Genomic DNA, 21,277 nt, shown 5'->3' with positions numbered 1-21,277 from the left:
GGTACCGGCAAAACCCACCTGGCCATTGCCATCGCCAGAAGTTGCATCCGATCCGGCGCCCGTGGCCGCTTCTTCAACGTGGTCGATCTCGTCAATCGCCTCGAGACCGAGACGCGCAACGGACGGCAGGGACGGCTCGCCGAGCATCTCACCCGGATGGACTTCATCGTGCTGGATGAACTCGGCTATTTGCCCTTCGCCCAGTCTGGCGGCCAGCTTCTGTTCCATCTCGTCAGCCGGCTCTATGAGCGCGCCTCCGTCATCGTGACGACCAATCTCGCCTTCGGCCAATGGCCGAGCGTGTTCGGAGACGCCAAAATGACCACGGCGCTGCTCGACCGGTTGACCCATCACTGCGACATTGTCGAGACCGGCAACGATAGCTGGCGGTTCAAGAGCCGAGACGACGATCACGCCACCCGCGCTCGTCTCGCCTCCGCTATCCCGGCCAGCTCCGACGAGACGAGCGCTACCGGCAAAATCCGCCGCACGAAGGGGTCAAATTTGGACGCCGATGAGGGGTCAAATTTGCAGGCCGATTGACACCTGAGCGCGCGGCAGGCCTTTCCCACCGCTCGCGACAGCCTACTTCTGCTGGCACGGCCTTCCGTCAATCGCAATTTTTTTGGCCGCTAGGTGCTATACCGTAGTGCTACACCGTCCATTACCGGCGGTCCAAGCAAGCCTGTTTTTGAAGGACTTCTGCGCTGTCCGAAAGCGATGGCGGAGAGGGAGGGACTCTCACCCCTGATAACTCGGCCCCGCGTCGGAAACAGCAATCTCACATCGCTATTGATAGCGACACGGCGATCCGCACCGGTGAGAATTGATCAGCGCCCGTTCCGGATGTATCAATGAGACATCCCTCGCGTCGAAACAACGATCGGCCAAGTCTGGAAAATCAACGGGTTACGCTGGAATTGGTAGCGGGAGAGGGACTCGAACCCCCGACCCCAGGATTATGATTCCCGTGCTCTAACCAGCTGAGCTACCCCGCCACAGGGTCGCGAGGGCCGAAACGGCCGATCTCGCGAACGCGCGGCATATAATGAAGGGGGCGGCGGGAAGTCAAGCTAAGGTCGCTTGCGCCAAAGGGTGATTTTGGCAACGGAATCGTCCGTTTTTCGGCACCAGACTCGTGGAGAGTCCCCCTCACCCGCAAGCGGGGAGAGGCGAAGGAAATGCGCTCGAAGCTATTTCGGCCGAACCGTGGGGTCGCCGCCGGGGCTGCCGGGGGGCGGAATGACGGGCATGGCGCCATCCGTGCTCGGCGCGGGCGCGTGCATTTCGGGGTCGACGCCGGCGGGCGGGCAGAGCACGCCGTCGGATTTTGCCAGTTTGTCGCCGAGCGGTTCCCGGGACTGGCCGGTGGTGGTGCCGTCCGGCGCGGTGGCGCGATTCGGGCGGTCCTGCGGCATGCAGTTCGCCGCGTGCTGGGCCGATGGCGGCGCTGTCGCTTGCGGTGGCGTCGCCGGGGCGGGCGGGGCCTGCGCGATCGCGCTGCCTGAGGCGGCGATCAGGAGGCTTGCCAGGATGATGTTTGATGTCATGCGCATGGAAGGGAAACGCGCGGGTTGGGGGCGATGTTCCCGGGGGATGTGCGATGTGATCGAAGTTCGGGCCTCTCAGGTTTCTCCGCCGTCATTGCGAGCGCAGCGAAGCAATCCAGAGTTCCTCCGCGGAAAGATTCTGGATTGCTTCGCTGCGCTCGCAATGACAGGGAGAGGTCGGCGCGCATCGTTGGCACCGCTTGCGCTTACGTCTTGTGGTAGCGGATCAGCGAGAAATGGCCCATCGGCGGCATGGGGCGGCGCTCGGCCAGCGTGACGCCGCCGTGTTTGGTGGCCCAATCGACCAGACGCTGCCACGGAAACTCCGGGCGCCAGCCTAAGCGGCGGGCGAGCGGGGCGAACGCCAGCTCGGAGAGTTTGCGAAAACCTTTTTCGGCGCCGATGTGGTTGACGAGGATCAGCTCGCCGCCGGGCTTGAGCACGCGCACGAACTCGTCGAGCGTGCCTTCGGGATCGGGCACGGCGGTGATGACATATTGCGCGACCACCGCGTCGAACGCGGCGTCGGGAAAGGCGAGGTTCTTGGCGTCCATCACCGAGAGCACTTCGACATTGGAGAGGCGAAGCGCGCGGACGCGGGCCTGCGCCTTGCGCAGCATCGGCTCGGAGATATCGACGCCGCAGATTTTTGTGGTGCGCGAATAATCCGACAGCGACAGACCGGTGCCGACGCCGACGTCGAGGATGCGGCCGCCGATGCGGTCGGCCTCCGCGATGGTCGACTGCCGGCCGGCGTCGAACACCTTGCCGAACACGAGATCGTAGACCGGCGCCCAGCGGCCATAGGCCTTCTCGACCCCGGCCCGCGAGATATCTGCTGCCATGCCCCCTGCCCTTACGCGAAACTATGGAGTGTGATGACGGTTGGTGAAATCGATGCCAGCCCCGCGCACGGTCTGGCGCCTCTCCCCCTTGCGGGAGAGGTCGGCGCGCAGCGCCGGATGAGGGCTTTATCCTCTCGCGAGTTATCGCGAGTGGAGAGAGCCCTCTCCCCCACACTCTCCCGCAAGCGGGAGAGGGGGCGCACTTCCGGTGTCGCGAGAGTGCGATCCAAATTCGTCATGATCAGCCGCGCACGGCTTCCGCGAGCGGGCGCGATGTTGCCGCACCAAGCTTTGCCGCGGCGCTCTGAATAAAACCGCCGCCGAGCACGCGGGCCTGGCCGCTCGCCGCGTCGTAGAACACGCAAGCCTGGCCGGGCGAGACGCCCTCTTCGCCGGCGATGAGTTCGACTTCGTAATGACCGTTGGCGCCGCGCAGCCATGCCGGCTGCGGCGCGCGCGTGGAGCGCACGCGGACGAATAGCTCGAGGCCGTTTCCGATGGCGCGGTCGATGTCGCCGCCGCCGATCCAGTTGACGTCGCGCAAGGCAATGCGGTGCATCTTCAGCGCCTCGCGCGGGCCGACGACGACGCGGCGGTTGGCGGCCTCAAGCCGCACCACGAACAGCGGCGCGGCGGCCGCGATGCCGAGGCCGCGGCGCTGGCCGATGGTGAAATTGGCGATGCCGTGATGCTGGCCGAGCACGCGGCCGTCGAGATCGACGATGTCACCGGGGTCCATCGCGTTTGGACGGAGCCGCGTGATAATGTCGGTGTAGCGGCCCGTCGGCACGAAGCAGATGTCCTGGCTGTCGTGCTTGTCGGCGACCGAAAGACCGAAGCGGCGCGCGAGCTCGCGCGTCTCGGCCTTGGACATGTCGCCGAGCGGGAAGCGCAGGAAGTCGAGCTGCTCCTGCGTGGTCGCGAACAGGAAATAGCTCTGGTCGCGATCGCTATCGGCCGCGCAGACCAGCGCGCGCGAGCCATCGTCACGGCGGCGCGAGGCGACGTAATGGCCGGTGGCGAGCGCCTGCGCGCCGAGCTCACGCGCGGTCTTCAGGAGGTCACGGAATTTGACCGAGCGGTTGCACTCGATGCACGGCACCGGCGTTTCGCCGAGCGCATAAGAGTCCGCAAAGTTGTCGATGACGGACTCGCGAAAGCGGTCCTCGTAGTCGAGCACGTAATGGGGAATGCCGAGCTTTGCCGCGACGTCGCGGGCGTCGTGGATGTCCTGGCCGGCGCAGCAGGCGCCCTTGCGGTGGGTCGCCGCGCCATGGTCGTAGAGCTGCAGCGTGATGCCGACGACGTCATAGCCTTCGGCCTTCAACAGCGCAGCCGTCGTCGAGGAGTCGACGCCGCCCGACATGGCAACGACGACCCTGGTATCCTCAGGACGGCCTTCGAGATCCAGACTGTTGAGCATGGGCCTAGCGGTTTGATGCTTTGGACCGGGACATCAGCGGTCCCCGGGAACTTGGGTTCCCGAAAGGCACTGGCTTGCCCGGTCGAAAGCGGCTGAGAGCACCCTTTAATATAGGCGGCCTTCCGGTGAAGCAATCGCGCCCGGCCCATGCTTAGGGCAATTCTTGCCGGGGCGGCAGAAATGGTGGGGCTGGAGGGATTTCGCTACGGCGCCCCCGATTCATCAAGATATTGATTTTGCTATATAAAATTTCATAGTCAGAGACTGGCCCGCTCCTTGCTCACCTCCTGGTCCGAAGATGTTTTCAAGGGGTCGCCTGTGGTTGGTGTCACGTCAGACGTAGCGGCAAGCGCGCAGGTCTCCAGCGCGCCGCAAAAGCCTGCCCGGTCGCAGAGCACCAAGGACTCGAGCCCGAGCGACTCCTTCGGGTCGCTGGTTGACAGCAACACGCAAGCCATCAGCAACAGCGCGCCGTCCTCGAGCCAGGACCCGGCGCCGCGGCGGAGTGATTCGTCGTCGTCCTCCTCGTCGTCCGACCGGAGCACGCGCGACAGCTCCTCGACCGACCCCTCCTCGCAGAGCAAGGCGAGCGACAACACGGATTCCTCGACGCAGGCGGCGAGCGACACGTCTGCCGATCCGACCAAGGCCCCCGCCAAGACCAAGGACAAGGCTGACGCCACCAAGTCGGGCGACAAGTCTCAGGACTCCAAGGACACCAAGGGCGACAAGACCACCGATGGCCTCGCCGCCGCGGTGGATGCCTCGGCGACCGCGCAAACCGCGACGTCGGTGGCGGCGCCCGATCCGACCGCAATTCCCGTCGGCGCGCCCGTCGTACCGGTTGATCCGAACGCCGCGGCCAACCAGGCCGCCAACACCGCCTCCTCGCCGCTGACGATCGCAGCCGCCGGCATCGCCGCCAGCGCCTCGACCGCAGCGCAGATCGCCGGCACCAAGCTCAACGCGACCGGCAAGACTGCGAAGACCGACGGCAAGACTACCGACGCGAAGGCCGCACCAGCCGATGCGGCAACGGCAACGACCGACGCCACCGCAACCGATGCCAACGCCGCGCAGCTCACCGCGGTCGATCAGGGCACGCCAAAGACGTCGTTCAAGGCGGCTGCGACCGCGCAAGGCCAGGCCGACGTCTCCAATATCGGCCAGGACACCGGCAAGACCACGCAGACCGCGACCACCGCACAAAATCCCACGACCGCGACGGCTGCCAACGCCGCCACGCATGCGCAAGCCGCGAAACCTCCGGCTGATGCGACTGCTGTCGATGCAAAGACAGCTTCCACCGACCGCACCACCGACGCCACGCCGGCCGCGCCGACCACGCATGCTCATGCCGATACGCAGGCCGCGGCGACCGACGCCAGCGCGCAAGCCGCCAACGCCGTGCAGGCGCCGCTGACGACGACCACATCGGCGGCCACCGCCTCCACCGCGACGCTCACCGCGACCGCGGCCAACCCGAATGCCGTGCCGATCAGCGGCATCCCGGTCGAGATCGCGGCCGCCGCACGCGCCGGCAAGACCCGCTTCGACATCAGCCTCGATCCAGGCGATCTCGGCCGCATCGACGTCCGCATCAATGTCGACCGCAACGGCCAGGTCACCTCGCATCTCACCGTCGAGAAGCCGGAGACGCTGCAGATGCTGCGGCAGGACGCGCCGCAATTGCAACGCGCGCTCGACGATGCCGGCCTCAAGACCGGCGGCAACGGACTCTCCTTCAGCCTGCGCGACCAGAATTCGTCGGGGCAGAACTCCGGCCAGAACAACGACAACAACGGCAATTCCCGCCGGTTGATCATCAGTGAAGACGATTCAGCCGCTGCCGCGCCCGTGAGCCGCAGCTACGGCCGCATGCTCGGATCGAGCAGCGGCGTCGATATCAGAGTGTGAGGAGTATTCGCTCATGACCACCACGAATGCCGCCACTTCGCCTGCCGTCGTCTCCGGCACGACGCAGACGTCATCCTCCTCGTCGTCATCCTCGTCGAGCTCGAGCCTGGGCTCGACCCCTGGCGCGACGCTCGCCGGCAACTTCCAGACATTCTTGACGCTGCTGACCACACAGCTGCAGAACCAGAACCCGCTCGACCCGCTCGACACCAACCAGTTCACTCAGCAGTTGGTGCAGTTCGCCGGCGTCGAGCAGCAGCTCAAGACCAACGACTCGCTGTCGCAGCTCGTCACCCTGCAGCAGACCACGCAGGCGACCCAGGCGCTGGGCTTCGTCGGCAAGACCGCCGTGGTCGACGGCACCACAGCGACCATGACGAGTTCGTCGGCGACCTGGCATCTCAACGTGCCGACCGATGCGACGGTCGACATTTCCGTCGCCAATTCGAGCGGCCAGACCGTGTTCACCGGCAAATACACCGCCGGCGCTGCCTCCGACGTTCCCTTCACCTGGAACGGTCAGGGCAATGACGGCACGCAATGGCCTGACGGCAAATACACGATCACGGCGACCGGCAAGGACGTCGCGAACAACAATGTCGGCATCGCCGCGCAGGTGCAGGGCGTCGTGAGCTCCGTCGACCTGACCCAGTCGCCGCCGCTGCTCACCATCGACGGCAGCAGCTACACGCTGAGCCAGGTGAAGAGCATCGTCGCGACCAGCAGCAGCGGCAGCTGAGGGCGACGCTGACGCGACACATACGATGTCATCCCGGCGAAGGCCGGGATCCACAACCACAGGGAGAAGTTTGGAAGACCCGTGGTTAGAAAGTTCTTCTTGGTGCTGCAACCGCGCCTCATCGATAGATCACGCGGTATGGGTCCCGGCGTTCGCCGGGACAACAGTTGAGGCCTCGGAAAGCATCACCGCGGGCCTCGTTTGTTAGTAAAGTATTTACGAAGACCCCGCTCGGCCGGCTGAAATTGTGTTTTCAGCCCGCAGAGCCAGCTTCGTTCCAGCCATTTTCAACGAGAATTGTATTGAAGCCTTAGGCTTAGCGGATTTTTAAGTCGCGATGCGTACGGTTGTGGCGTGAGTTCAGTGGTTGAGAGTTTGTGAGTACGCCATGACAGAACCCCATCGCCCGAGGGTAAAATACGTCATCGGGCCGGACGGCAGTCCGCTGACGATTGCAGATCTGCCCGCACCCGGCACCAAACGCTGGGTCATCCGCCGCAAGGCCGAAGTCGTCGCCGCTGTGCGCGGTGGACTTCTCTCCCTCGAGGAGGCTTGCAGCCGGTACACCCTGACGGTTGACGAATTCCTTTCCTGGCAGTTTTCCATCGACCAGCACGGTCTGGCGGGTCTTCGCACCACCCGCATCCAGCAATATCGCCAGTAAGCAATCCGGAAATCTGCTGCTTTTGACGAAAATCGGCCCCGCTCTGCGAGGCCGATTTTTTTCATGTTTCGTTTTGGCGCGACTTTTGTCCGAGCTCTTAACCTTCGTTAACCATATCGAAACCATCACCTAGGCAATAATTGCCCACTCGGCCTTTCCAGTGAAAGCAGCCGAATCTGTCGGGGCGGTTGCTTGCAGGGTCTTGCGGACTTCTTAAAAGGTATCGGCGCCGCCCGCTTCGGGGCGATGATTGCGGTCACCGCCGCGCTCATCGGCTTCTTTGCGTTCGTCATCATGCGCGTGACCACGCCGCAGATGACGACGCTGTTCACCGACCTCAGCGTCGAGGATTCTTCCGGTATTATCAAGGACTTGGAACGTCAGGGCATCCAGTTTGAGCTGCGCAATGAAGGCAGCGTCATCATGGTGCCGAAGGACAAGGTCACCCGGCTGCGGATGAAGCTCGCAGAGGGCGGCCTGCCCAAGGGCGGCGGCGTCGGCTATGAAGTGTTCGACAAGTCCGAGGCGCTCGGCACAACGTCTTTCGTCCAGAATATCAATCAATTGCGCGCGCTCGAGGGCGAGCTCTCCCGCACCATCCGCGCCATCGACCGGATCCAGGCCGCCCGCGTCCACCTCGTGCTGCCCCAGCGCCCGCTGTTCTCGCGCGAGGCGCCGGAGCCGTCGGCCTCGATCGTGCTCCGGGTCCGCGGTTCGCTCGAACCCCAGCAGATCCGCGCCATTCGCCACCTCGTCGCCTCTGCCGTCAACGGCCTGAAGCCGCAGCGGGTCTCGATCGTCGACGAGGCCGGCACGTTGCTCGCCGATGGTGCGGCGACCGATCCGGAGCAGGCGATCGGCGACGAGCGCCGCGCTGCCTTCGAGAAGCGGATACGCAAGCAGGTCGAGGACATCGTCTCCTCCGTGGTCGGCTCGGGCCGCGCCCGGGTCCAGCTCTCCGCCGATTTCGACTTCAACAAGGTCACGCAGACCTCGGACAAGTTCGACCCCGAAGGCCGTGTGCTGCGGTCGAGCCAGACCCGCGAAGAGCAGAGCATGACCGCCGACAACAACGGCCAGGTCACGGTCAACAACGAGCTGCCCGGCCAGCAGCAGAACAGCGGCCCGGCGGCGAAGGACCAGAGCAAGAAGACCGAAGAGACCAACAATTACGAGATCTCACGCACCACCAAGACCGAAGTGACCGAGGCCGGCCGGGTCAACCGCATCTCGGTCGCGGTGCTGGTCGACGGCATCTACACCAAGAACGACAAGGGCGAGCTCGCCTACACCGACCGCACCAAGGAGCAGCTCGACCGCATCGCCACCCTGGTGCGCTCGGCGATCGGCTTCGACCAGAAGCGCGGCGACCAGGTCGAGGTCGTCAATCTGCGCTTCGCCGACGCGCCCTCCACCGCCCCGATCACCGAGCCCTCCGGCTTGCTCGGCATGCTGCAGTTCACCAAGGACGACGTCATGTACTTCGTCGAGCTCGGCGTGATGATGCTGCTCGGCCTGGTCGTGATGTTCATGGTGATCCGCCCGCTGGTGAAGCGCATCCTCGCCTCCGACGAAGTCGCCGCCGCCATCTCCGGCGCCCTCGCCGGCCCCGCATCGTCCGAAGAGGGCTCCGCTTCAGCGGCGGGCGCCGGCGGCCAGGCGCTCCTGCCGGGCGGCACCGCCAGCGCGATCGACGTCGCCACCATTCAGGGCCAGGTCCACGCCCAGTCCGTTCATCGCGTCGGCGAGCTCGCCGAGCGCAACCCTAACGAAACCGTCGCCATCATCCGTCAATGGCTGACCGAACCCGCGAAATAATCGAGAAGTGAACTGACATGGCCGCCAGCTTGCAGAACGCCAACTCCAACGACATCACCAGCGTGATCTCCACGCTCGGTCAGCGTGCCGGCAGCCGCGCGGGCGCCAAGGTCGAATCGGTGGCGGGGCCGAAGCGCGCCGCCATCCTCATGCTGGCACTCGGCGAGCAGTATGGCGGCAAGATCTGGGGACTGCTCGACGACGACGAGGTGCGCCAGCTCTCGCTCGAAATGTCCACGCTCGGCACCGTCGAAGTCGACACGGTCGAGGACATGCTGCTCGAATTCGTCTCGCGCATGTCGGCCTCTGGCGCGCTGATGGGCAATTTCGATGCCACCGAGCGACTGCTGCAGCAGTATCTCGCGCCGGAGCGCGTCAACGGCATCATGGACGAGATCCGCGGCCCCGCCGGCCGCAACATGTGGGAAAAGCTCTCCAACGTGCAGGAAGAGGTTCTCGCCAACTACCTCAAGAACGAATATCCGCAGACCATCGCGGTGGTGCTGTCGAAGCTGAAGCCGGAGCACGCCGCGCGCGTGCTCGGCATCTTCCCCGAAGACCTCGCGCTCGACGTCGTCAACCGCATGCTGAAGATGGAAGCGGTGCAGAAGGAGGTGATCGAGAGCGTGGAAAAGACGCTGCGCACCGAATTCATGTCGAACCTGTCGCAGACCCGCCGCCGCGACGCCCACGAGGTGATGGCGGAAATCTTCAACAATTTCGACCGTCAGACCGAAACCCGCTTCATCACCTCACTCGAAGAGGAAAACCGGGAATCCGCTGAGCGCATCAAGGCCCTGATGTTCACCTTCGACGATCTCATCAAGCTGGATTCCGGCTCGGCCCAGACCCTGATGCGCAACGTCGACAAGGACAAGCTCGGCGTGGCGCTGAAGAGCGCCAACGAGGACGTCCGCAACTTCTTCTTCGGCAACATGTCCTCTCGCGCGGCCAAGATGCTCCAGGACGACATGGCGGCGATGGGCCCGGTGCGACTGCGCGATGTCGACGAGGCCCAGGCGCTGCTTGTCAACCTCGCCAAGGACCTCGCCGCCAAGGGCGAGATCATGCTGACCAAGAACCGTGCCGACGACGAACTGGTGTATTGATGGGCGCTCCGGCCAAATTCCTGTTCGATACCGACTTCGCCGCGCCCGACCGGACGCGCGAGAAGGCCGCGACCGCGGCCGAGATCGCGCAGAAGGTCGCGGAAGCCGAAGCGCGCGCCTATCACGACGGCTTTGCCGCAGGCCAGCGCGAGGCCAAGGCCGAGAGCGACCGCCGCGTTGCACTCGCCATGGAAGAGATCAATATCTCGATCCGGGGCATTGCCTCGGGCATCGGCAATATCGAGAGCAAGATGGAGACCGAGGCGGTTGACGTCGCGGTCTCTGTGGCACGCAAGCTGTGCGCCGATCTGGTCGCCGCCGAGCCGCTCGGCGAGATCATGGCGCTGGTCAAGGATTGCTTCTCGCATTTGGTCGCGACGCCGCATCTCGTCGTCCGCATCAACGACGCGCTCTACGACAGTGCGCGCGAGAAGATCGAGCGGCTCGCCAAGCAGAGCGGCTTCGAGGGACGGCTGGTGATCCTGGCCGAGCCTGAAATTGCCACCGGCGACTGCCGGATCGAATGGGCCGATGGCGGCGTCGTGCTGGAGCGCAACGCCATCGCGGCGAAGATCGACGACATGGTCGGACGCTATATCGCGTCTCGCAAGGGGAATTAAGCCATGAGCGACACCGACGGACAGGTCCCGCTGCCCGATCTCAACGGCCCATTGCCGCCTGCTGGCGCCGATGTCGGCTACACCGAGGACGAATATGCGGTCCGCGTCGCCGCCGACCTCGAGGCTGTCTTCGACGTGCCGGTGCAGGTCTCGGCCGTGCTCGGCCGCTCGAAGATGGACGTCAGCGAGTTGCTGAAGCTTGGACCGGGCACCGTGCTCGAGCTCGACCGCCGCGTCGGCGAGGCCATCGACATCTACGTCAACAACAAGCTCGTCGCCCGCGGCGAAGTCGTCCTCGTCGAGGACAAGCTCGGCGTAACCATGACCGAAATCATCAAGACCGAACGCGCTTAAAGCGAACAAGGAATGACGCGCGGCAGCGCGACCAGACGGACAGGAGACTGACATGCGGCTTCTCATCGTTGGCACATTGAAGGGCCAGCTCACCACCGCCACGAAGATCGCGATGGAGAACGGCGCCACCGTGACCCATGCCGAGGATCACGAGCAGGCGATGCGCGTGCTGCGTAGCGGCAAGGGCGCCGACCTCCTGCTGGTCGACGTCGCTCTCGACATCCGCGACCTCGTGATGCGGCTCGAGGCCGAGCACATCCACGCCCCGATCGTCGCCTGCGGCATCACCAACGACGCCCGCGCCGCGGTCGCCGCGATCCATGCCGGCGCCAAGGAATACATCCCGCTGCCGCCGGATCCGGAGCTGATCGCCGCCGTGCTGGCTGCCGTCGCCAACGATTCGCGCGAGCTGGTCTATCGCGACGAAGCCATGGCGCGCGTCATCAAGCTCGCTCAGCAGATCGCGGGCTCCGATGCCTCGGTGATGGTCACCGGCGAATCCGGAACGGGCAAGGAAGTGCTGGCGCGCTACGTTCACACCCGCTCGGCGCGCGCCAAGCGGCCGTTCATCTCGATCAACTGCGCCGCGATCCCCGAGCATTTGCTGGAGTCCGAGCTGTTCGGCCACGAGAAGGGCGCCTTCACCGGCGCGATCGCTCGCCGCATCGGCAAGTTCGAGGAAGCGACCGGCGGCACGCTGCTGCTCGACGAAATCTCCGAGATGGACGTCCGCCTGCAGTCAAAACTGCTCCGCGCCATCCAGGAGCGTGTAATCGACCGCGTCGGCGGCACCAAGCCCGTGCCTGTCGACATCCGCATCATCGCGACCTCGAACCGCAATCTGGCGGAAGCCGTACGCGAAGGCACGTTCCGCGAGGACCTGCTGTTCCGCCTCAACGTCGTGAACCTGAAGATCCCGCCCCTGCGCGAGCGTCCCGCCGACATTCTCGAGCTCGCCCAGCATTTCGTGAAGAAATATGCCGAGGCCAACGGCGTGCCGATGCGGCCCATTTCGGCCGAGGCCCGCCGCGTGCTCTCCACCAATCGCTGGCAGGGCAACGTCCGCGAGCTCGAAAACACCATGCACCGCGCGGTGCTGATGGCGCAGGGCGACGAGATCGGGCCCGATGCGATCCTCACCCCGGACGGCGACCGCCTCGACCTCGCCAAGACGGCGCCGGCGGTGGCGCATGCCACCATGGCCGCCGAACAGGTGACGCGCGCGCTGGTGGGCCGCACCGTCGCTGACGTCGAACGCGACCTGATCCTGGAGACGCTGAAACACTGCCTCGGGAACCGGACCCATGCTGCGAATATTCTGGGCATCTCGATCCGCACGCTGCGCAACAAGCTCAACGAATATTCCGACGGCGGCATCCCGATCACGCCGGCCGGCATACCGGGTGAGTATCCGCGGATGCCGATGGTGGGGGCGTAGGCTTCCAGCTGAAGTTGAGAGAAAGCAAATGCCCGGACCAAGTCCCGGGCATTATGTTTGAAGGCGGGCTGCTCAACCTCGTCATTGCGAGCGCAGCGAGCAATCCCAGATATTTCTCCGCCATTACAAACTGGATTGCTTCGCTACGCTCGCAATGACGGCGTTGAGAGCGCTCCCCGCATAACGGGACCGCGTTACGTGACTAGGACATGACGACGCCAGGCCCTATAACCTCGCACCAGAACCCACGCGAGGAACCACATGTCTGAAGCTCAAGTCACGGATTGGCTGGCGTCGCAGCGGCAGGCGATGATCGATCTCTTGCGCGACGTCGTGAACATCGATTCCGGGTCCTATGACAAGGCCGGCGTCGATGCGGTCGGTGCGCGGTTCGAGCGGCATTTTTTCGAGCACGGCATTCCATTCCGGCGCGAGACCCATGACAGTTTTGGCGATGCCATCCACGCCGAGGTGGCAAAACCCGGCAGCAACGAGAAGCCCGTGCTGCTGATGGGGCATCGCGACACCGTGTTCGGCAAGGGCGAGGCCGGACGTCGCCCGTTCACGATCAAGGACAAGCGCGCCTACGGGCCCGGCGTCGCCGACATGAAGGCCGGCGTCGTGATGAACATGTTCGTGGCCACCGCCTTTCACAGATTCGGCGGCAACCCGCATCCGATCAAACTGCTGATCACTTCGGACGAGGAGATCGGCTCGCCATCGTCGCGACCGGTGATCGAGCGTGAGGGCCGCTCTGCGCGCGCGGTGTTCAATTCCGAGCCGGGCCGTCCAACCGGCAATGTCGTCACCAGCCGCAAGGGCGGCATCTTCATGCATGTCGGCATCACCGGAAAGGCGGCCCATTCCGGCGCCAATTTCGCCGCCGGCATCAGCGCGATCGGTGAGCTCGCGCACAAGATCATCCAGATCCACGCGCTGACTGATCTCACCAAGGGCATCACGCTCAATGTCGGCCTCGTCTCGGGCGGCCAGTCGGTCAACACGACCGCGCCCTACGCCGAGGGCCAGATCGACATGCGCTATGTCGATCCAAAGGATCGCGCCGCCGTGATGGCCGAGATCGAACGGATCATTGCGACGCCTTACGTGCCCGGCACAAGTGCTGTGCTGACGATCAAGGGCGAGTTCGTGCCGGTGGTGCAGAGCGAGGGCTCAAAGGCGCTCTTCGAAAGCTATCAAGCGGCCGCAAAACAGGCCGGCCTCACCACGCTCCAGGGCGAGTTCTCCGGCGGCTGCGCCGATTCCGGCTTCACCGCCGCGGTCGGCACGCCGACCATCTGCGGCGTCGGACCTGTGGGCGGGCTTGCCCATTCGCCGGAGGAATATCTCGAGCTCGACAGCATCGTGCCGCGCGCACAGGCGCTGGCACTCGCTATCCTGCGGGGGTAAGCGCGGCTGCCGTAGGGTGGGCAAAGGCGCAACTGCGCCGTGCCCACCAGTTGTTTTCGTTGGATAGAGGTGGTGGGCACGCTTCGCTTTGCCCACCCTACGAGAGCGAGCAAGTCCTACGAATAGCTCGGTGCGTCGGGCTTGCGAAAAATGTGGATGGGATCGCCCGGCACGAACGGCTGGCCGCGGAAGGTCGCATAGGCGTAGAGCGCGAGATACACGATCGCCAGCGCGCCGACGGCATAGAACGCCCAGGTCCCGACGCGCTTCATCGCTCCGCTCCTTGGCCGTCCCAACATGGGAGGCTCAGGGGGCTTCTAGAGCGATGATGGGGAAAAGGCCAGCCCTGGGGCGCTCAGATGCCGCGGTGGCTGCGCGCGGGAAGGCTGACGTCCGCAAGCCTTGCTGCGTCCTCGTCCTGATCCACCGCCACATACTGACCGTGCCAATAGGCGAGCGCCGCCGTTCGGGTGGAGTTCTTGATGTCCCTGACGCGGCCGATGACGATGCCGTGCGAATGACGCTCGACGATCTCCTCGACCTCGCAATCGACGGCGGACAATGCGCCGACCAGCAGCGGCACGCCGGAGACCGACGTCACCCACTGCGCACCGGCGAAACGATCGGCGCCCTTCAGCCCTCCCTTGCCGGCAAAACGCTCGGCGACATCGAGCTGATCGGCGGCGAGAATGTTCACGCCGAAGGCGCCGTAGCGGCGGATCAGCGGGAAGGACGAAGCATCGCGATTGATGCTGACCAGCAGCGTCGGCGGATCGACCGATAGCGAGGTTACCGACGTAACCGTCATGCCGGTGATGTCCTTGCCCCGCCCAGCGGTGATGACGCTGACCCCGCCGGTGAGGTGGCGCATGGCGCCGCGGAAATCGGCGGACGAGACGGGGATTTCGGTCATGAGCTCGCGAGGGACTACATTCATGGCATGCTCCCCGAAGCGGGGTCCCCTTTTATTTAGGTACGATCATCCGCCGACAAAAGATGGCTCAGAATCGAGCCTTCGAGGCCAGCGAGCTCGACCGAGCCGCGCGTGCGCGGCCGGGCCGCGTTAACCATGACATCATGGGCAATTCGGCCCTCGTCGATCACCAGCACCCGGTCGGCCAGCGCGACGGCTTCGGCGACGTCATGGGTCACCAGGATCGCGGTGAATCCCTGGTCGCGCCAGACCCGCTCCAGCAGCCGCTGCATCGAGATGCGGGTCAGCGCATCCAGCGCACCGAGCGGCTCGTCGAAGGCAAGCACACGCGGGCGGGACACCAGCGCGCGGGCCAGTGCGACGCGCTGCTTCTGGCCACCCGACAGCACTGACGGCCACTGGTCGCGCTTGTCGGTCAGCCCGACCTCGGCAAGCGCCTTCTCGGCACGCGCGTGCGCATCGCTGGACGAGCGATCGCGGCCAAGGCCGACCTCGACATTGGAGAGCACGCGCGCCCATGGCAACAGCCGAGGCTCCTGGAACATCACGCGGGCATCTTCCGCCTGGACGTCGTCACCAAAGCTGATGCTGCCGGCGTCGATCTTCTCCAGGCCGGCGATGAGACGCAGCAGCGTGCTCTTGCCGCAGCCGCTTTTGCCGACGATCGCGACGAACTGGCTGGCGGGGATGTGCAGATCGATACCGCGCAGCACCTCGTTGTCGCCGAAAGATTTGCGCAGGCCCCGGATGTTCAGCGGCAGACCACCGACATGAACCGGCCGCTCCTCACGCGTGTGAGGTACGAAATTGGCGTGGCTGACGAGCTCGGTTTCGGGAAGGGACGTACGAAGCGCTGTCTGCATGTCACTCTCAACGTTTTTGAAAAGCGGGGTGCCAGGAGAGCGTCAGGCGCTCCAGCACGCTGGAGGCACTGTCGGCGAGCTTGCCGAGCAAGGCGTAGATCAGGATCGAGAGCACGACGACATCGATCAGCATGAACTCGCGCGCCTGCATCGCCATGTAGCCGAGACCCGAGGACGCCGCGATAGTCTCGGCGACGATCAGGGTCAGCCACATGATGCCGAGCGCAAAACGGATGCCGACGAAGATCGACGGGAGTGCGCCCGGGAAGATCACACGACGGAACAGTTCGCCATCACTCATGCCGTAGATGCGGCCCATCTCGACCAGTTGCGGATCGACGGTGCGGATGCCGTGCAGCGTGTTGAGATATATCGGAAAGAACACGCCGAGTGCCACGAGAAACAGCTTTGCACTCTCGTCAATGCCGAACCATAAAATGACCAGCGGGATCAGCGCCAGATGCGGCACATTGCGCACCATCTGCAGCGTGGTGTCAGTGAGCTTGGCCGACAACTGCGACAGGCCGTTCGCGAGCCCGAAAGCAAAGCCGATGCTGCCGCCGATCAGGAAGCCGATCGAGGCGCGCCAGAACGAGACCCAGATGTTGCGGACCAGCTCGCCGGACAACAGCAGCTTCCAGCCGGCGAGCGCGACGTCGCTCGGCGCCGGCAGGACGCGGGTCGGCACGAAGCCGGTGACGCTCGCCACCTGCCAGATCGCGATAATGGCGAGCGGCACGATCCACTGGACCAAGCCGTCGACGCGCGGCAGGCGGAAGTTGCGCGGGAGTGAGACGCTGTCGATGAGGCTCATGATTGCGACACCCGATGCTGCGGACGGTAATCGCTGCCGACAGTCTCGCCGAACGGACCACCGTTGAAGTGCAGCTTGGTCACGTTGCTCGGCTGCTCCAGCGAGAGCAGCGGGAAGACCAGCTCGGCGAAGCGATAGGCTTCCTCCAGATGCGGATAGCCCGACATGATGAAGGTATCGATGCCGATGTCCTGATACTCCCTGATGCGGGCGGCCACGGTCTGGGCGTCACCGACCAGCGCCGTGCCGGCACCGCCGCGCACCAGGCCGACGCCGGCCCAGAGGTTCGGAGCGATCTCGAGCTTGTCGCGCTTGCCGCCATGCAGCCGCGCCATGCGCTGCTGGCCGACGGAATCCATTCGCTCAAAATTCTTCTGCGCGGTCGCAATGGTCTCGTCACTGACGTGCTTGATCAGCTCGTTGGCGGCCTGCCAGGCTTGTTCATTTGTCTCGCGAACAATGACGTGAAGCCGGATGCCGAAGGAGAGTTTTCGGCCGCGCGCGGCGGCGACGTCCTTCACCTTTGCGATCTTCTCCGCAACCAGAGCCGGCGGCTCGCCCCAGGTGAGATATTTGTCGACGGCGTCGACCGCGACGTCGATGCCGGCATCGGACGAACCGCCGAAATAGAGCGGCGGCCGCGGCGACTGCACGGGAGGAAACAACAGTTTGCCGTCCTCGATGTGGATATGCTTGCCCGCGACATTCACGGTCTTGCCCGCAAGCAGATCGCTATAGACGTTGAGGAACTCGCGGGTGACCTCGTAGCGCTCGTCATGACCGAGGAAGATGCCGTCGCCCCTGTTCTCGACGGGATCGCCGCCGGTGACCACGTTGACGAGCAGCCGGCCATTGGTGATGCGGTCGAGCGTCGCGGTCATGCGCGCGGCAACCGTCGGCGATTGCAGGCCGGGACGGACCGCCACGAGATAGCGCAGGCGCTCGGTGAACGGCGCCACGCTGGAAGCGACGATCCAGGAATCCTCGCAAGAGCGCCCGGTCGGCAGCAGCACGCCGTAATAACCGAGCTGATCGGCGGCCTGCGCAATCTGGCGCAGATAGTTGAAGTTGACCTCGCGGCCGCCGATGCCGGTGCCGAGATAGCGGCCGTCACCGTGGGTCGGCAGAAACCAGAGGATGTTGGCATTGCTTTGCTTGCTCATGACCTTGCTCATGTTCCTGGCCTCCGCGCCGCGTCGGAAATCTTGATGGATTTGGGGATCAGGCCGAGCGCGAGGAATGCGTCGGCAACCTGCTGCTGATCGACGATGACGGCATCGGTGATCGGCTTGATGCCGTAGGCCTGCCGCTTCAACGCGACCTCGACCACCGGCACGGACAGGCCGATCGCCGGAGCAAGCTGCTCGGCCACCGCGTGAATGTCGCCCTTGGCCCAATCGTCGACGGCGCTCAGCTCAGTGAGCACGGCGTCGACGATCTTCGGGTTGGCTTCGAGGAATGTCTTGGAGGAGAAATAGAACTGGTAGTTGGCGACGATGTCGGTGCCGTCAGCCAGCGTGCGTGCACCCGTGGCCGCTTCGGCCGCGGCCTGGAACGGATCCCAGATCACCCAGGCATCGACCGCGCCGCGCTCGAAAGCGGCACGCGCATCGGCCGGCGCCAGGAACACGGGTTCGATCTCTGCGTATTTGACGCCCGCCTTCTCCAGCGCCTTGACCAGGAGATAGTGGACATTGGAGCCTTTGTTGAGCGCGACCTTCTTGCCTTTGAGGTCGGCGACCGACTTCAGCGGACTGTCCTTCGGCACCAGGATCGCCTCGCCCTTCGGCGCCGGCGGCTCATAGGCGACATACCGGATCGGCGCGCCGGCGGCCTGGGCGAAGATCGGCGGCGCTTCACCGGTGTTGCCGAAATCGATCGCGCCGACATTGAGCGCTTCCAGCAGCGGCGGGCCGGATGGGAATTCGGTCCACACCACCTTGTAGCCGTCGGCCGCGAGCTTCGGCTCCAGCGTGCCCTTGCTCTTGAGCAGGACCAGCTTGCCGTATTTCTGGTAGCCGATGCGGACCACCTTGTCCTGTCCGTAGGACGTGCCGACCGCCGCGGCGACGATGCCGATCGACAGCACGATGGCCGCGATCAGACGCTGAATGATACGCCTCATGTTCGAACCCTTTTGGATGGAGAGATTGGTCGGCATGATCAGGTCGCAGTGCTGCGCCAGACGATGTCGCGAATGACGATCGGCTTCGGGATCAGGCCGAGCTTGGTGAAGCGGTCGGCAACGCCCTGCTGGGTCGCGACGATGTCGTCGGTGACGGGGCCGATCACGAAATTCGCGCGATCGGCCGCGACGGCCTGGATGTCCAGCGGGACGCCGGTGATCGCGGCCAGCGACCTGGCTACCTCGTCGCGGTGCTGTTCGGCCCATTTGCCGGTCGCGGTCGTCACGTCGACGATCTGTTGCAGGATCGCGCCGTGGTTCTTCGCGAATTCGCGGTTGGCGATGTAGAAGGAGTTGGTCTTGGTGACCTCGCGCGCATTGATCAGGATGCGGCCGTTCTGCTTGGTCTCGCCGATCGCGAAATACGGATCCCAGATTGCCCACGCCTCGATGCTGCCATTGGCGAAGGCGGGACCGGCGTCCGGCGGCGTCAGATAGACCGGGGTAATGTCGGCATAGGTGAGACCGGCCTTCTCCAGCGTCTGGACCACGACATTGTGGGCGCTGGAGCCCTTGGTGAAGCCGATGCGCTTGCCCTTCAAGTCAGCGATCCCGTGGATAGGCGAATCCTTGGGCACCAGGATGCCCTGGCCGTTGGTGATGGGCTGGCCGGCGGCATAGACGATCGCCGCGCCCGCGGCCTGGGCGAACACCGGCGGAGAATCGCCGACCGCACCGTAATCGACGCTGCCGACATTCATCGCCTCCATCAGCGGCGGGCCGGAGGAGAACTCGACCCATTTCACCTCGATGCCTTGCGGAGCGAAATGTTGTTCCAAGGTCGCCTGCTGGCGCGCGATGACCAGCACGCCGGTCTTCTGGTAACCGATACGAATTTCCTTCACCGCGCCTTGCGCATTCGCGCGCGAGGCGAACGCGGCGGCTGCCGCAGTTCCAACGGAGAGTTTGAGAAAGTCCCGACGTTGCATTCCACACTCCGGGCCGCAGGCGGCCGTCATCATTCACGTTGCGAGAATGATGGTGCGGGTTCTTGGAGGTGTCGAGACGCGCGGAAAAATAGCGATGCGAACACTACGCGCGTGGCGGAGTGCATGATTAATCTTTCAAGCGGCGGGCCGAATGAAGACGGAATTTTTCTGCACGCGGACGTGAAAGCGGCGCCCGTTCAGTCTCGGACTCGCGGCCGGCACAAGAAACGCGAAAACAACCCCATGCACAGTAGCCGGGGCGCACAAAAGCAATCTCTTGCGTATTATCCGAAATAAATTTGACACGTCGGGCAAAACAGGCGCAAGATGGCATGATCGGCGCTCGGGAAGGACAGGCCCGTGCCGGGCTATTGCATCCATCTCACCGGCAAGTTCTGCAAGCCCCTGAACGCCCAACCGCCGATCCGCACCGGCTCGTCATCGGTGATCTCGATATGCTCGGCACGCGCAAACACCGTCGGCAAGGCGACGTCGGCGATCATCGCGCGCGAGGCCCAGGCGCCGGCGCAGAAATGCGGACCGGCACCGAAGGCGACGCTCTTCGAGGTGTCACGCCGCACGTCGAACTGGTCGGCGCGCTCAAAATGCTTCTCGTCGCGGTTGGCGGAACCGAACATCAGGAACACGCGCTCGTCCGTCTCGAGCGTGACGTCGCGGATCGACCACGGTTTTGCGATCCGCCGCGGCGACATGCCGATCGGTGAGATCCAGCGGGCGTATTCCTCGAACGCCTGCAGCCACGAGACCTCGCCCTTGCGCACGAGTTCGAGCTGATCGGGATGCGTCAGCAGCGCCCACACAGTGCCGGCGATCGCCTTGCGCGGCTCGTTCTGGCCGCCGGAGATCGCGAGTTTGACGTTCGCGCGCACGCTTTCCATCGGCATGCCGGAGGCGAGCAGCACGCCGAGGATACTCCGATCAGGGGTCTTGCGCATCACCGGCAGGATGTCGTCGATCGCAGCATCAATGCCTGATGTCGCGGCGTGACAGCGCGCCTCGACGGCGGGATCGCCGCCGTAATTGGCGATGCCCTCGATCATGCCCTGCGACCACGCATCCATGTCCCCAAAGCCGATATTGGTGAGGCCGGTGATCGACTTCAGGCATTCGCCGGAGAACGGCAGCGCGAAGTCGCGCATGAAATCGATCCGTGTCCCCGGCGCGATCGCATCAATGATGCGATCGGCATGGGCCTGGAACAGCGCGGTCCAATGCGCCTTCACCGTCTTCGGCGACACGGTCGGAAACATCGCGCGGCGCTCGACCTGATGCGCCTCGCCGTCCTTGCGCATCATGTTGTGGCCCATCAGCCGGTTCATCAGGCCGGCGGGCTGATGCGAGGAGAACACGTCGATCTGCTTCTCGGAGATCGAGATGTCGTCGCGGGCTGTTAGCAACGTCGAACCGAGCTGCGGCACGAAGGCGATCGGCGCTTCTTTCCGCATTTTCGCGAGCATCGGATAGGGGTCGGCCCAGAACGCGGCGGGGTCGATGTCGATGCGCGGCGCGGTGCTCAAGACGGCCTCCCCTGGATTCCCGTTTGCTCCAGTCCAGACTAGCGAACTCCGGCGCCGGCGTCTGTCCCTAGCGATAGGGACAGACCATGGTTCGCCCCGGCTCTAGTCGGCGGGTTGCGACGACCTG

General features: G+C 64.6%; 21 protein-coding genes and 1 tRNA gene. 10 read left to right on the top strand and 12 right to left on the bottom strand.

Annotated elements, in window-relative coordinates:
- A partial coding sequence (locus ABIA96_RS29685) for an ATP-binding protein (RefSeq protein ID WP_354140584.1) occupies positions 1–543 on the top strand: 543 nt, incomplete at its 5' end.
- Between the two features lie 378 nt (positions 544–921).
- Here ABIA96_RS29685 and ABIA96_RS29680 read toward each other — a convergent pair.
- The 4 genes from ABIA96_RS29680 to mnmA all read right to left on the bottom strand — a co-directional run bounded on the left by ABIA96_RS29680 (position 922) and on the right by mnmA (position 3,818).
- Positions 922–998: transfer RNA gene (locus ABIA96_RS29680), tRNA-Met, on the bottom strand.
- Between the two features lie 195 nt (positions 999–1,193).
- Positions 1,194–1,556 carry a hypothetical protein gene (locus tag ABIA96_RS29675; RefSeq protein ID WP_354140583.1) on the bottom strand — a complete coding sequence of 121 codons (363 nt, stop codon included), beginning with the start codon at positions 1,554–1,556 and terminating at the stop codon, positions 1,194–1,196.
- Between the two features lie 200 nt (positions 1,557–1,756).
- Complete coding sequence (locus ABIA96_RS29670) at positions 1,757–2,395, bottom strand: class I SAM-dependent methyltransferase (protein ID WP_354140582.1); 639 nt, start codon at positions 2,393–2,395, stop codon at positions 1,757–1,759.
- A gap of 241 nt (positions 2,396–2,636) precedes the next feature.
- Positions 2,637–3,818, bottom strand: coding sequence for a tRNA 2-thiouridine(34) synthase MnmA (gene mnmA / locus ABIA96_RS29665; protein WP_354140581.1), 1,182 nt, complete (start codon positions 3,816–3,818; stop codon positions 2,637–2,639).
- Between the two features lie 318 nt (positions 3,819–4,136).
- Here mnmA and ABIA96_RS29660 point away from each other — a divergent pair, with 318 nt between their 5' ends.
- The 9 genes from ABIA96_RS29660 (at position 4,137) to ABIA96_RS29620 (ending at position 13,887) form a co-directional block, all read left to right on the top strand.
- Positions 4,137–5,735, top strand: coding sequence for a flagellar hook-length control protein FliK (locus ABIA96_RS29660; RefSeq protein WP_354140580.1), 1,599 nt, complete (start codon positions 4,137–4,139; stop codon positions 5,733–5,735).
- Positions 5,736–5,748: 13 nt separating this feature from the next.
- Positions 5,749–6,474, top strand: a complete 726-nt coding sequence (locus ABIA96_RS29655; RefSeq protein WP_354140579.1) for a flagellar hook assembly protein FlgD — start codon at positions 5,749–5,751, stop codon at positions 6,472–6,474.
- A gap of 388 nt (positions 6,475–6,862) precedes the next feature.
- Positions 6,863–7,138 (top strand): CtrA inhibitor SciP, encoded by a 276-nt coding sequence (gene sciP, locus ABIA96_RS29650; protein WP_002714638.1) that lies wholly within the window; start codon positions 6,863–6,865, stop codon positions 7,136–7,138.
- Between the two features lie 192 nt (positions 7,139–7,330).
- Positions 7,331–8,956, top strand: coding sequence for a flagellar basal-body MS-ring/collar protein FliF (gene fliF / locus ABIA96_RS29645; protein ID WP_354140578.1), 1,626 nt, complete (start codon positions 7,331–7,333; stop codon positions 8,954–8,956).
- A gap of 17 nt (positions 8,957–8,973) precedes the next feature.
- A complete protein-coding gene (gene fliG, locus ABIA96_RS29640; RefSeq protein ID WP_354140577.1) occupies positions 8,974–10,065 on the top strand; it encodes a flagellar motor switch protein FliG in 1,092 nt (363 codons plus the stop codon).
- Positions 10,065–10,685, top strand: coding sequence for a FliH/SctL family protein (locus ABIA96_RS29635; RefSeq protein WP_354140576.1), 621 nt, complete (start codon positions 10,065–10,067; stop codon positions 10,683–10,685). The genes fliG and ABIA96_RS29635 overlap by 1 nt, the downstream gene beginning before the upstream one ends.
- Positions 10,686–10,688: 3 nt before the next feature.
- Complete coding sequence (fliN, locus tag ABIA96_RS29630) at positions 10,689–11,039, top strand: flagellar motor switch protein FliN (protein WP_354140575.1); 351 nt, start codon at positions 10,689–10,691, stop codon at positions 11,037–11,039.
- Positions 11,040–11,091: 52 nt separating this feature from the next.
- Positions 11,092–12,477 (top strand): sigma-54-dependent transcriptional regulator FlbD, encoded by a 1,386-nt coding sequence (flbD, locus tag ABIA96_RS29625; RefSeq protein ID WP_354140574.1) that lies wholly within the window; start codon positions 11,092–11,094, stop codon positions 12,475–12,477.
- Between the two features lie 261 nt (positions 12,478–12,738).
- A complete protein-coding gene (locus ABIA96_RS29620; RefSeq protein WP_354140573.1) occupies positions 12,739–13,887 on the top strand; it encodes a M20 family metallopeptidase in 1,149 nt (382 codons plus the stop codon).
- A gap of 116 nt (positions 13,888–14,003) precedes the next feature.
- Here the strand turns inward: ABIA96_RS29620 and ABIA96_RS29615 are convergent, their stop codons facing one another.
- From ABIA96_RS29615 to ABIA96_RS29580, 8 genes are all read right to left on the bottom strand, one after another.
- Positions 14,004–14,159 (bottom strand): hypothetical protein, encoded by a 156-nt coding sequence (locus ABIA96_RS29615; RefSeq protein WP_254133775.1) that lies wholly within the window; start codon positions 14,157–14,159, stop codon positions 14,004–14,006.
- A gap of 83 nt (positions 14,160–14,242) precedes the next feature.
- Complete coding sequence (locus tag ABIA96_RS29610; RefSeq protein ID WP_354140572.1) at positions 14,243–14,824, bottom strand: flavin reductase family protein; 582 nt, start codon at positions 14,822–14,824, stop codon at positions 14,243–14,245.
- Positions 14,825–14,856: 32 nt separating this feature from the next.
- Positions 14,857–15,684 carry an ATP-binding cassette domain-containing protein gene (locus ABIA96_RS29605; protein WP_354140571.1) on the bottom strand — a complete coding sequence of 276 codons (828 nt, stop codon included), beginning with the start codon at positions 15,682–15,684 and terminating at the stop codon, positions 14,857–14,859.
- 7 nt (positions 15,685–15,691) lie between these two features.
- The gene (gene ssuC / locus ABIA96_RS29600) at positions 15,692–16,498 is read right to left on the bottom strand and encodes an aliphatic sulfonate ABC transporter permease SsuC (RefSeq protein ID WP_354140570.1); all 807 of its coding nucleotides are present in this window, start codon (positions 16,496–16,498) and stop codon (positions 15,692–15,694) included.
- Positions 16,495–17,673, bottom strand: coding sequence for an FMNH2-dependent alkanesulfonate monooxygenase (gene ssuD / locus ABIA96_RS29595; RefSeq protein WP_354140569.1), 1,179 nt, complete (start codon positions 17,671–17,673; stop codon positions 16,495–16,497). The genes ssuC and ssuD overlap by 4 nt, the downstream gene beginning before the upstream one ends.
- Entirely contained in the window at positions 17,670–18,623 is a 954-nt protein-coding gene (locus tag ABIA96_RS29590) for a sulfonate ABC transporter substrate-binding protein (protein WP_354140568.1), read from the bottom strand. The genes ssuD and ABIA96_RS29590 overlap by 4 nt, the downstream gene beginning before the upstream one ends.
- Positions 18,624–18,661: 38 nt before the next feature.
- The gene (locus ABIA96_RS29585) at positions 18,662–19,612 is read right to left on the bottom strand and encodes a sulfonate ABC transporter substrate-binding protein (protein WP_354140567.1); all 951 of its coding nucleotides are present in this window, start codon (positions 19,610–19,612) and stop codon (positions 18,662–18,664) included.
- A 368-nt stretch (positions 19,613–19,980) separates the two neighbouring features.
- Entirely contained in the window at positions 19,981–21,150 is a 1,170-nt protein-coding gene (locus ABIA96_RS29580) for a cytochrome P450 (RefSeq protein WP_354140566.1), read from the bottom strand.
- Between the last annotated feature and the right edge of the window lie 127 nt (positions 21,151–21,277).

It is taken from the genome of Bradyrhizobium sp. LB11.1, from assembly GCF_040549385.1.
In the GTDB taxonomy this organism is placed as follows: Bacteria; Pseudomonadota; Alphaproteobacteria; order Rhizobiales; family Xanthobacteraceae; genus Bradyrhizobium.
This window is presented reverse-complemented; position numbering and strand designations above follow the sequence as displayed.